We start from the raw sequence: 12074 nt of genomic DNA, 5'->3' as shown, positions 1-12074 counted from the left end.
TTCTAAGCTATTCTATATCCCATTTTCTATTTAACCGCAAAAGTGCGGTTTTTTGTGTTGATAAAAGGTAATTTCGCTATGCAAGAGCAATATCGTCCGGATCAGATTGAACCGAAAGTGCAGAATTATTGGTTGGATAACAAAGTATTCGCTGCCAAAATTGATTTAAGCAAACAAAAATACTACTGCCTCTCGATGTTCCCGTACCCGTCTGGTCGTCTGCACATGGGACACGTGCGTAACTATACCATCGGCGATGTGGTGGCACGTTATCAGCGGATGAACGGCAAAAATGTGCTACAACCGATCGGCTGGGATGCTTTCGGCATGCCGGCGGAAAATGCGGCAATTAAAAATAAAACCGCCCCTGCGCCGTGGACTTATGAAAATATTGCTTACATGAAACAGCAGCTGAAAATGCTGGGTTTCGGTTACGACTGGGATCGTGAACTGACCACCTGTAAACCAGAGTACTACAAATGGGAACAGTGGTTTTTCACCGAATTATATAAAAAAGGCTTAGTCTATAAAAAAACCTCGGTGGTGAACTGGTGTCCGAACGATGAAACCGTGTTGGCGAATGAGCAGGTCGATGAAGGCCGTTGCTGGCGTTGCGATACCCTGGTGGTGCAAAAAGAGATTCCGCAGTGGTTTGTGAAAATCACCGACTATGCCGAACAATTATTGCAAGGTTTAGACGGTTTGCCGCAATGGCCGGATCAAGTGAAAAGCATGCAACGCAACTGGATCGGGCGTTCTGAAGGGGTGGAAATCACCTTTAAGGTTGCCGACAGCGATGACAGTGTGGCAGTTTATACTACTCGTCCTGATACCTTTTTCGGCGTCTCTTATTTAGCAGTGGCGGCGGCGCATCCGTTGGCGGAAAAAGCCGCACTGAATAATCCTGAGCTGGCAGCATTTATTGCTGAGAGCAAAAATGCCAAAGTGGCGGAAGCTGATCTGGCGACCATGGAAAAGAGAGGCATGGCAACCGGTTTGCAAGTGATTCATCCGCTGAGCGGCGAAAAAGTGCCGGTGTGGGTGGCGAATTTTGTGTTGATGCACTACGGCACTGGGGCAGTGATGGCGGTGCCGGCGCACGATCAGCGTGATTATGAGTTTGCATATAAATATGGCTTGCCGATTAAAGCCGTGATTTGTCCAATAAACGGTGAGCAACCGAATGTCAGCCAAGCCGCTTTTGTCGAACCGGGCATTTTGTTTAACTCCGGTAAATTTGACGGTTTGGATTTTGAACAGGCGTTTAATGCGATTGCCGATGAACTGGAAAGTTTGCAGGTGGGCAAACGCCAAGTGAATTACCGCTTGCGTGATTGGGGGGTTTCCCGTCAGCGCTATTGGGGCGCACCGATTCCGATGTTGACGCTGGAAAACGGTGATGTGGTGCCGGTGCCAATGCAAGATTTGCCGGTGATTTTGCCGGAAGACGTGGTGATGGACGGGGTGCAAAGCCCGATCAAAGCCGATCCAAATTGGGCGAAAACGACTTTTAACGGACAGCCTGCATTGCGTGAAACCGACACTTTCGACACCTTTATGGAATCGTCTTGGTACTATGCGCGTTATACTTGTCCGCAATATCAAAACGGTATGCTGGACAGTGAAGAGGCGAATTACTGGCTGCCGGTCGATCAATATATCGGCGGGATCGAACACGCCACTATGCACTTGTTATACTTCCGCTTTTACCATAAATTGCTGCGTGATGCGGGCTTGCTGCAATCCGATGAACCGGTCAACAAATTACTGTGTCAAGGCATGGTGTTGGCGGACGCTTACTACTATATTTCCGACAGTAACGAGCGGATTTGGGTGTCGCCGACCGAGGTTAGCGTCGAGCGTGATGAAAAAGGGCGGATCACCAAAGCGGTGGATAAACACGGGCATGAGTTGGTGCATACCGGCATGACCAAAATGTCGAAATCGAAAAACAACGGCATCGATCCGCAAGAAATGGTGGAGAAATACGGTGCCGACACGGTGCGGCTGTTTATGATGTTCGCCTCCCCAGCGGAAATGACCTTGGAGTGGCAAGAGGCCAGCGTGGAAGGCGCGAATCGTTTCTTGCGTCGCTTGTGGAATTTGGTATTCGAATATCAGAAAAATCCGGCAACGGCGGCATTGGATCTGTCCGCATTAAGTGCAGATCAAAAATCGTTGCGCCGTGATCTGCATAAAACCATTGCCAAGGTCAGCGACGATGTTGGTCGCCGCCAAACCTTTAACACTGCAATTGCGGCAATTATGGAGCTGATGAACAAATTGACCCGTGCACCGTTAGACGGCGAGCAAGACCGTGCGGTGATGGCGGAAGCGCTAAGTGCGGTGGTCAGAATGCTGTATCCAATCACCCCACATATCTGTTTCACCTTATGGCACGAATTGGGCAACAGCGATACCATTGACTTTGCACCGTGGGTGCAGGCGGATGCTGAGGCGATGATTGATGATGAAAAGCTGATCGTGGTGCAGGTCAACGGCAAAGTACGCGGAAAATTGACTGTTGCTGCTGACGCTGCGGAAGACACGATTAAGCAGACCGCACTTGCCGATGACAATGTCGCACGCCATTTAGATGGCTTGAATATTGTTAAAGTGATTTATGTGCCGGGCAAACTGTTGAGTTTTGTGGCGAAATAATCGGTAATTTTGACCGCACTTTGTTTAAGATTAAAGTTAAAGTGCGGTTTCTCATTCAGATGAGGATTGAAATGATGTTGAAAAAAAATGCTTGGGTTTTGTTGAGCACGCTGTTACTGCTGTTGAGTGGCTGTGGTTTCCATTTTGCCAATCAAGGTGGAATTGAGCCGGCATTTCAAACCATGAAATTGCAGAGCAGTGATCCTTACGGCTATTTGAGTCGGGAAGTACGCAATCAGCTTCACCTGCATCAAGTGAAGCTGGTGGAACAAGGTGAAGTGCCGGAACTGAGAATGAAAAATAGCCAAATTAGTTCCGCTGTAGTTTCGGTATTTAAGCAGGGACGAGAAGCCGAGAAACTGCTGACGTTGAATTTGTCTGCCAGTTTATACGTTCCGGGACGTGGTGAATTTCCAATCAACATCAGAAACACTCGCACTTTCTTTGATGATTCCCGCGCAGCTTTGGCTAAATCAGCTGAACAAGATGCCATTTATAACGACATGCGTGCACAAGCTGCCCGTCAGTTGATGATCAAAATCATCAGCTTGCAAAATCAGCTAGCGGTAAAATAAGCATAATGAAGGTTGGCAGGCGGTGAAAAGAGTAACGGCAGCGCAGCTGGCAACCGCACTTCAGCAACAGTTGGCTTGTTGTTACCTGTTGCAGGGGCAGGATTGGTTGTTGCTAGACGAATCACGCCAAGCAATTAAAGCGGCAGCGAAAACCCAGCATTTTGATGAGGTTTTACCGCTTTCAATTGATAATGCTACCGATTGGGATGCACTGTATCAAGCCTGCCAATCGCGCGGGCTTTTTTCAGATAAGCTCTTGATGATATTGCTGCTGCCAGACAACATCAGCCAAACGTTGCAGAAAAAACTGCTGCACTTAATCAGTCTATTACACTCCGATATTTTATTGCTGCTGCAAATTCCTCGTTTCAACTTGCAAATTGAAAAACAGACCTGGTTTGTGGCGCTGAACGAATATGCGGCACAGCAGACAACAAGTGCGGTATTGGTTAATTGCCAAACGCCAAGCTTGGAGCAGCTTCCTGCGTGGCTGCAACAACGGGCAAAAACTTTGGAGCTGAGCATTGAACAAGAGGCTCTGCAACTGCTGTGTTATAGCTATGAAAGCAATCTACTGGCGCTAAAACAGATTTTGAATTTATTGAAACTGTTATATCCCGACGGCAAATTGAGCTACCCTAGAGTCAAAGCCTGTGTGGAACAATCCTCGCTGTTTACCCCTTATCAGTGGTTGGATGCGCTGCTGGAAGGTAAAACCAAAAGAGCGGTCCGGATTTTACATTCGTTGCAAAATGAAGAGGTACAGCCGTTGATTTTGCTGCGGAGTGCACAAAAAGAGCTGACCACCATTTTGCAACTCTGTTCTAGCCAAAGTGCGGTTGATAGCAGTCAACCTTTGCCAACTCAACAATTGCGCCAACAATTTGACCGTTTACGGATTTGGCAGAATCGTAGGATTTTGTTCACCCAAGCAATCCGGCGTATGCGTTATGCTGATTTATACCGATTATTGCAGAAACTAGCGGAGATCGAACGCCAGCTCAAACGTGACTTTGATGCGGATGTTTGGCCGCAGTTACAAGATTTCAGCCTATTATTCTGCAAGCATTAAAAATCGGCTGACCGCACTTTTACCACAAGCTTACATTTAATTTGACAAATCCCCTTTACCTCGCCATTTTTCCGAGACTTTTTGTTAACTGGATCACAAAAATAAAAAATTAACTAAAACGTTTTAGTTCATGTGTAGCCTAACTAAAACGTTTTAGTTAAAATCTTGATCAGATCATAAACTATCGGTGAAATAACAGGAGATGCAGATGGATTTTGTCAAAATTGCAACCCAAGTGATTGAAAAACTGGGTGGAAAAGAGAATATCAGTGCTTTGGCACACTGTGCAACCCGACTGCGGATTGTCTTGAAAGATGAAAGTGCGGTCGATAAAGAAGCGATTGAAAATATTGACGGCGTAAAAGGTCAGTTTTCGGTTGCCGGGCAATATCAAATCATTTTTGGTTCAGGCACGGTGAATAAAGTCCATGCGGAAATGAGCAGTATGTTAGGCATGGGCGATATGACGAAGAGCGATGTCGCCGCTGCCGGCGCACAAAACCAAAATCTGCTGCAACGTTTGGTCAAAGGCTTAGCCGATATTTTCGTGCCGATTATTCCGGCAATCGTCGCTGGCGGTTTGTTAATGGGGCTTGCCAATGTGTTTATGGCAAAAGACCTGTTTGTGGAAGGGATGTCATTGGTTGACACGCACCCTGAACTGACAGATTTGGCAGCAATGATCAACACTTTTGCTAACGCACCGTTTGTTTTCCTCCCGATTTTGATTGCATTCTCGGCAACGCGCAAATTCGGCGGTAATCCGTTTCTAGGAGCGGCACTGGGCATGTTGTTGGTGCATCCGGATTTGGTCAACGGCTGGAATTACACCAGCGTGGTAGCAGAAGGCAAACTGGCTTACTGGAATATTTTTGGTTTCAGCATTGAGCGTGTTGGTTATCAAGGTTCGGTGTTGCCGGTATTGGTCGCCTCTTGGATTCTTGCGACCTTAGAAAAAGCATTACGTAAAGTCGTGCCGTCGGTGCTGGATAATCTGCTAACGCCATTGTTGGCGCTATTCATTGCCGGATTACTAACCTTTAGCTTTGTGGGGCCAATCACCCGTGAAGTCGGTTTCTTACTGGGCGCGGGTTTGACTTGGCTATATGATACTGCAGGCTTTATCGGTGGTGCGCTGTTCGGTGCCTTGTATGCGCCGATTGTGATCACTGGGATGCACCAAACCTTTATCGCCATTGAAACTCAGTTGTTAGCAGATTTTGCCACCACCGGTGGAACCTTTATTTTCCCGATTGCGGCAATGTCAAATATCGCACAGGGTGCTGCTTGTTTGGCGGTGTTTGTGATTATGAAAGATGTAAAAACCCGTGGGATTGCCTTGCCGTCAGGGATCAGTGCCTTATTGGGTATCACTGAGCCTGCGATGTTTGGGGTGAATCTGCGTTATCGCTACCCGTTTATCGGCGCAATGGTTGGTGCCGGTTGTGCCAGTGCCTTTGTCGCCCTGTTCAATGTTAAAGCACAAGCGCTAGGTGCGGCGGGCTTACCTGGCATTATCTCGATTAAACCGAACGATATCAGTATGTATGTGATTGGCATGCTAATCTCTTTTGTGGTAGCTTTCTCGGTGACTGTGATTTTGGGTAAAAGAGCGCAAAAGAAACAGCGAGCTAATTAACTTGTGCTAATCTTGCCCGAAACAAAAACCAACCAAATGAAAGTGCGGTTGGTTTTTTGTTTACTGCGCGGCAAACGGCTGGCGGAGCGGGTGAAAATATGCTAGTTTGGCAAAGCTTATTTTGATAAACCAACCTGATAAAAATATATATTATGAGTGACGAACAGATAACGAACGATAATCAAGAGCAAAGCTCGAAAAAAGGATTTTTCCAATCACTATTCAGCGGCTTGTTTCAAGGGGAACTGAAAAACCGAGAAGAACTGGTTGAGGTGATTCGCGATTCTGAGCAAAATGAGTTGATTGACCAAGATACCCGCGAAATGATTGAGGGTGTGATGGAGATCTCCGAGCTGCGGGTGCGTGATATTATGATCCCTCGCGCGCAAATCGTGTTTATCAACAAAGAGCAGTCATTGGATGCGTGCTTGGACGTGATTATTGAGTCGGCGCATTCACGCTTTCCGGTGGTGAGTGATGAACGTGACAATGTAGAGGGTTTGCTGTTGGCAAAAGATCTGCTGCCGTTTTCTCGCACTAATGCGGCGGAATTTGATATGTCTTCGGTGTTGCGCCCGGCGGTGATTGTGCCGGAGAGCAAACGGGTTGATCGCATGCTGAAAGAGTTTCGTTCCGAGCGTTTTCATATGGCGATTGTGGTTGATGAATTTGGGGCAATTTCAGGTTTGGTGACGATTGAAGATATTTTGGAGCAGATTGTCGGCGATATTGAAGATGAATTTGACGAAGAAGAAGCGGCGGATATTCGTCAGCTGTCACGCCATGCCTATGCAATATCAGCCTTGACGGATATTGAGGATTTTAATGAGAAATTCGGCACGCATTTTGATTCGGAAGAGGTTGACACTATTGGCGGTGTGATTATGCAGGCGTTTGGTTATCTGCCGAGCCGTGATGAGGAGATCGAGCTGGAAGGGTTGCTGTTCAAAGTGGTCTCCGCCGACAGCCGTAAAATTATTCAACTTCGCCTTAGAGTGCCTGATCAAGTCGAAGAGGATTCCTCATTTCTTGAAAATGTATAACTTGCTATGCAGACATTTTATTCTCACCCCATGATAAAAATACTTTTCGCATTAATATTGGGGGCAAGCGGTGTGCTTGCTTTCTCGCCTTTTGATTATTGGCCAATGGCGTATGTCAGCGTCATCGGTCTGCTTTTTTTTGCCACTCAAAGCTCGCGCAAAACCGCACTTTATACCAGCTATTTTTGGGCGTTAGGTTTTTTTGCTTTTGGTATTAACTGGATCCACGTTAGTATTAATCTGTTTGGTGGTGTGCCGTTAATCCTCAGCTATCTAGCGGTGTTGTTGCTGGCGGCTTACTTATCATTATATCCTCTATTATTTGCTTATTTGATCCAGCGTTTTCAGATTAAAAGTGCGGTCGTGTTTGCGATTTTATGGACCTTTACTGAGTTTTTGCGCGGTTGGGTAATGACTGGATTTCCTTGGTTACAGTTCGGCTATTCTCAAATCGACAGCCCTTTTTACGGCATTGCCCCGCTGTTTGGGGTGCAGGGGCTGACTTTTTTTGTGGTCTGGATTGCAGCGTTGCTGTTGAATAGCGCCAAAGCCGGATGGAATCGCACTGACCGCACTTTAACATTGGCTATCAGCTCGTTTCTGATGGCGTTCGGTTTAGCTTTCGCCGCATTTTACGCCGGTGGAAAAATCAGTAGTGAAGAGCAGAGCAGCAGTTCAGCTAAGGCACTGACAATCACCTTGGTGCAAGGCAATATTGAACAAAATCTAAAATGGGATCCGAACTATTTCAGCAATACGATTAACATCTACCAAACGTTGATCGCACCGCATTTGGGCAACAGCGATTTGATTATTCTACCGGAAGCATCGATTCCGACGCTGGAAAATCAGGTACAGCCACTGTTGCAAAACTGGCAGGCGGCAGCACACAACAGCGGTAGCGAAATCATTGTTGGTACGGTCTATCACGATGAAACTCAAAATCGTTTTTACAATTCCGCGATTGTGTTGGGCGATCCGCATAATCCTTATCAGTTAACAAATACTAACCGTTATAACAAACACCATTTGGTGCCGTTTGGCGAATATGTACCGCTAGAAAACCTGTTGCGACCATTAGGCAGCATGTTTAATTTACCGATGTCAAATTTTAAACAAGGGGATTACCTGCAAGCACCGCTTACTGCTAAGGGGATTAAACTGGCGAGTGCGATCTGCTATGAAATCGTCTTGGGCAATCAGTTGCAGCAAAATCTGGCTAACGCTAATAGTGATGTTATTTTGACGATTTCTAATGACGCTTGGTTTGGCGACTCGATCGGGCCGTGGCAGCATTTTCAAATGGCAAGAATGCGCGCGCTAGAAAACGGCAAAGCAGTGATTCGTGCCACTAATACCGGTATTACCGCATTTATCGGTAACCAAGGACAAGTGTTGCAGCAAGCGCTACAATTTGAAGCGACAACGTTAACGGCTGAATTAAAATTAGAAGCCATTACCACACCGTATAGCGTGTTTGGTGATAAACTGCTGTATTTGCTGTCGGTGATATTATTGCTATTTAATATTTTGACCGCACTTTTACGCCGCAAACTACAACAATTAGCTACGCTGAAGGCTGAATAGGGAAGTGATAGGCGCTGTCACTAAATACGGGCAGCGCTATTCTCGGAAGAGGCTTAACGACTGCGGAAAATAATACGCCCTTTAGTTAAATCGTAAGGTGTCAATTCAACGGTAACCTTATCACCGGTTAAAATACGAATATAGTTTTTGCGCATTTTGCCGGAAATATGTGCCGTCACCACGTGACCATTTTCCAATTCAACACGAAACATCGTGTTTGGCAGAGTATCTAAAATCGTTCCCTGCATTTCTATGCTATCTTCTTTAGCCATTCCTTCCTCTGAAATTTTACTGAATTTTTATTGGTATGAGACGGTTGACACCGCACTTAATGTCTTGGAAGCGCTTTGTTACCGTAACAAAGCGCAGATTATACCTGCATCAGGCGGATTCGGAAAGTTTTTTTAAATATTGATGATTTCCCTGTTTTGTTTTAAATAAGAATAACAATCATTTGGTGTGAAAATATAAATACAAAAAAATTGTTATTTTTTTAATTTCTTCTAAAATGAGAAAGATTTATCCGCAATTAATTTGAGTTTATTAAGAGAATGGAGTTTTTCGACAGGATATCGTTGATAACATTCTATTTATAATACTTTTAAAGGATTTTTATGAAAATTTTAGTTACCGGTGGTGCCGGTTTTATCGGTTCGGCGGTTGTTCGCCATATTATTCAAGAGACCGCGGATAGTGTCATCAATCTGGACAAATTGACCTATGCCGGCAATTTGGAGTCCCTCGAGCAAATCGCAGCAAATCCACGTTATGTTTTTGAGCAAGCAGATATCTGTGACAAAACCGCACTTGAACGTATTTTTCAGCAACATCAACCTGATGCAGTGATGCACTTGGCAGCGGAAAGCCATGTTGACCGTTCAATTGATGGGCCGGCAGCATTTATCGACACCAATATTGTCGGCACTTATACTTTGCTGGAGGCTGCCAGAGCCTACTGGAACGGACTAGAGGCGGCTAAAAAACAGGCTTTCCGTTTTCACCATATTTCTACCGATGAAGTGTATGGCGATTTAGAGGGAACGGACGATCTGTTCAGCGAAACTACGCCTTATTCGCCTAGCAGTCCGTATTCTGCCTCCAAAGCGGCGAGCGATCATCTGGTGCGGGCTTGGTTAAGAACCTACGGCCTCCCGACCATTGTCACCAACTGCTCGAATAACTATGGTCCATACCATTTCCCGGAAAAATTGATCCCCTTGATGATTTTAAATGCATTAGAAGGCAAACCGCTGCCGGTTTATGGCAACGGCATGCAAATTCGTGACTGGCTGTTTGTGGAAGATCATGCGCGGGCGTTATATAAAGTGGTGACCGAAGGAAAAATCGGCGAAACCTACAACATTGGCGGGCACAACGAAAAAGCCAATATCGAGGTGGTAAAAACTATCTGCAACTTGTTGGAAGAATTGGTGCCTAATAAACCACAAGGGATCGATCGTTATCAAGATTTGATCACTTATGTCACCGATCGTCCTGGGCATGATGTGCGTTACGCCATCGATGCCGCAAAAATCGGGCGTGAACTGGGCTGGCAACCGCAGGAAACCTTTGAATCCGGTATCCGTAAAACCGTGACGTGGTATCTCAACAATGAAAAATGGTGGAGCCGGGTGCTAGACGGTTCATATAGCTTGCAACGTTTGGGTACAAAAGCATAAATAAAAATATAAAGAGGCTTGACTTGATATGAAAGGGATTATTCTCGCCGGTGGATCCGGCACGCGCCTGTATCCGATCACGCGCGGCGTTTCTAAGCAATTGTTGCCGGTTTATGATAAGCCGATGATTTATTACCCACTGTCGGTGCTGATGCTTGCCGGTATCCGAGATATTTTGATTATCACCACTCCGGAAGATAACGACAGTTTTAAACGCTTGCTCGGTGATGGCAGTGATTTTGGTATCAACTTGCAATATGCCATTCAGCCGAGCCCGGATGGCTTGGCGCAGGCTTTTATTATCGGAGAGGATTTTATCGGGCAAGACAGCTGCTGTTTAGTGCTGGGCGACAATATTTTCTTCGGGCAATCCTTCACCCCATTATTACAAAAAGCAGTCGCCAGAACCAACGGCGCAACGGTGTTTGCCTATCAAGTAAAAGATCCGGAACGTTTCGGGGTGGTCGAGTTTGATCAACACTACAAGGCTTTATCCATCGAAGAAAAACCGCAAGTACCAAAATCCGATTGGGCGGTCACCGGCTTATATTTCTATGATAACCGAGTGGTAGAGCTCGCCAAACAAGTCAAACCATCCGCCCGTGGCGAATTGGAAATTACCACCTTAAATGAAATGTACCTCAACGACGGCTCTTTAAATGTCCAATTGTTAGGACGGGGTTTTGCCTGGTTAGACACCGGTACTCATGAAAGTTTGCACGAAGCCGCTTCGTTTGTACGCACCATTGAAAATATCCAAGGCATGCAAGTCGCTTGTTTGGAAGAAATTGCCTGGCGACAAGGCTGGTTAACCGATCAACAGCTGACCGCACTTGCCAAACCGATGAGTAAAAATGAATATGGACAGTATTTGTTGCGGTTGGTGAGAGATTGATCATTTGATTAAAAAGAGTTTTTATTTAACAGAGAGTAATAGAGTCATGACAAATATTATTGATGTTGCTGTTTCAGAAAATCGAAAGCCTGATGAAATTGATCTTTTGGAGTTATTGAGATTGATTTGGCGTAAAAAATGGTGGGTGGTATTATCAACAATTATATTTACTGTCGTTGCGGCAGTCTATGCTTTCACTGCAAAAGAGGAATGGACTTCCTCTGCATTGGTCAAGCAACCGCAGGTTTCAGAGTTGGGTAATTATTTATCATTACAGAATGAATATGCGAATATTATACAAAATCAAGCATTTAGTGCAGAAAAATTATCTACGGAGCTATTTGATCAATTCAGCACGTTGTTGTTTTCTAATGATATTAAGCGCCAATTTTTTGAACAATCTGAATGGTATATTCAATCTATTTCTGATAAAGACAGTGTAGCAAAGCAGCGATTTTTAGCTGATTTGTTGCAAAGGTATTTGCAAGTTGCTAGACCTGATTTAAAGAAAAATCCTAATGCAATTGGAATTACGATTAGTTTTGCTGCTGAACTTCCTAGTGATGCACAGTACGTTTTGACGGCTTATATTGAATTTGTAAATAAGAAGGTTTTAGTCGCACAGCAGCAAGATTTTATTTCCAGATTAGAACAACAAGTTAATACACTTAACTTTCAAAAAGATCAATTAGAGCAAAAGACTAAGATTACTCGGCAGGAACAATTGAATAATTTGGCGAATGCACTTAGCATAGCTAAAAATGCCGATATCGTAGATTATTTTAATGGTACTTTAGCGTCAAATCAGGGCTCATTAGAAATTTTACTTGGTAAAGATGATTCTAAATTTAAATTAAATGATAATTCATATCTTTTTATGCAAGGTGAAAAATACTTACAGGCACAGCTAGATACATTAAAGG

The 12074-nt window shown here is 44.9% G+C and carries 10 protein-coding genes; 9 read left to right on the top strand and 1 reads right to left on the bottom strand.

Annotated features, from left to right (window positions below; all coding sequences use genetic code 11):
• Positions 1–78 precede the first annotated feature (78 nt).
• The 6 genes from leuS (at position 79) to lnt (ending at position 8577) form a co-directional block, all read left to right on the top strand.
• A complete protein-coding gene (leuS, locus tag FHQ23_RS04955; RefSeq protein WP_139613329.1) occupies positions 79–2661 on the top strand; it encodes a leucine--tRNA ligase in 2583 nt (860 codons plus the stop codon).
• A gap of 74 nt (positions 2662–2735) precedes the next feature.
• The gene (lptE, locus tag FHQ23_RS04950) at positions 2736–3236 is read left to right on the top strand and encodes an LPS assembly lipoprotein LptE (RefSeq protein ID WP_139613328.1); all 501 of its coding nucleotides are present in this window, start codon (positions 2736–2738) and stop codon (positions 3234–3236) included.
• Between the two features lie 22 nt (positions 3237–3258).
• Entirely contained in the window at positions 3259–4308 is a 1050-nt protein-coding gene (holA, locus tag FHQ23_RS04945; protein WP_139613327.1) for a DNA polymerase III subunit delta, read from the top strand.
• Between the two features lie 208 nt (positions 4309–4516).
• On the top strand, positions 4517–5947 hold the full coding sequence (locus FHQ23_RS04940; protein ID WP_139613326.1) for a sucrose-specific PTS transporter subunit IIBC: 1431 nt from the start codon (positions 4517–4519) through the stop codon (positions 5945–5947).
• Positions 5948–6099: 152 nt separating this feature from the next.
• Complete coding sequence (corC, locus tag FHQ23_RS04935) at positions 6100–6990, top strand: CNNM family magnesium/cobalt transport protein CorC (protein ID WP_139613325.1); 891 nt, start codon at positions 6100–6102, stop codon at positions 6988–6990.
• A gap of 30 nt (positions 6991–7020) precedes the next feature.
• A complete protein-coding gene (gene lnt, locus FHQ23_RS04930; protein WP_139613343.1) occupies positions 7021–8577 on the top strand; it encodes an apolipoprotein N-acyltransferase in 1557 nt (518 codons plus the stop codon).
• Positions 8578–8630: 53 nt separating this feature from the next.
• On the opposite strand, the gene infA is transcribed toward lnt, so the two are convergent.
• Positions 8631–8849 carry a translation initiation factor IF-1 gene (gene infA / locus FHQ23_RS04925; RefSeq protein ID WP_132965494.1) on the bottom strand — a complete coding sequence of 73 codons (219 nt, stop codon included), beginning with the start codon at positions 8847–8849 and terminating at the stop codon, positions 8631–8633.
• 342 nt (positions 8850–9191) lie between these two features.
• Here infA and rffG point away from each other — a divergent pair, with 342 nt between their 5' ends.
• The 3 genes from rffG to FHQ23_RS04910 form a co-directional block, all read left to right on the top strand.
• A complete protein-coding gene (gene rffG, locus FHQ23_RS04920; RefSeq protein ID WP_139613324.1) occupies positions 9192–10256 on the top strand; it encodes a dTDP-glucose 4,6-dehydratase in 1065 nt (354 codons plus the stop codon).
• 28 nt (positions 10257–10284) lie between these two features.
• A complete protein-coding gene (gene rfbA / locus FHQ23_RS04915; protein WP_139613323.1) occupies positions 10285–11151 on the top strand; it encodes a glucose-1-phosphate thymidylyltransferase RfbA in 867 nt (288 codons plus the stop codon).
• Between the two features lie 46 nt (positions 11152–11197).
• A partial coding sequence (locus tag FHQ23_RS04910) for an LPS O-antigen chain length determinant protein WzzB (protein ID WP_139613322.1) occupies positions 11198–12074 on the top strand: 877 nt, incomplete at its 3' end.

Origin of the sequence: Testudinibacter crocodili (assembly GCF_006228025.1) — a bacterium.
GTDB lineage: Bacteria > Pseudomonadota > Gammaproteobacteria > Enterobacterales > Pasteurellaceae > Chelonobacter.
Note: the sequence above shows the minus strand (reverse complement) of the source record. Positions and strands in the feature narration are given on the sequence as shown.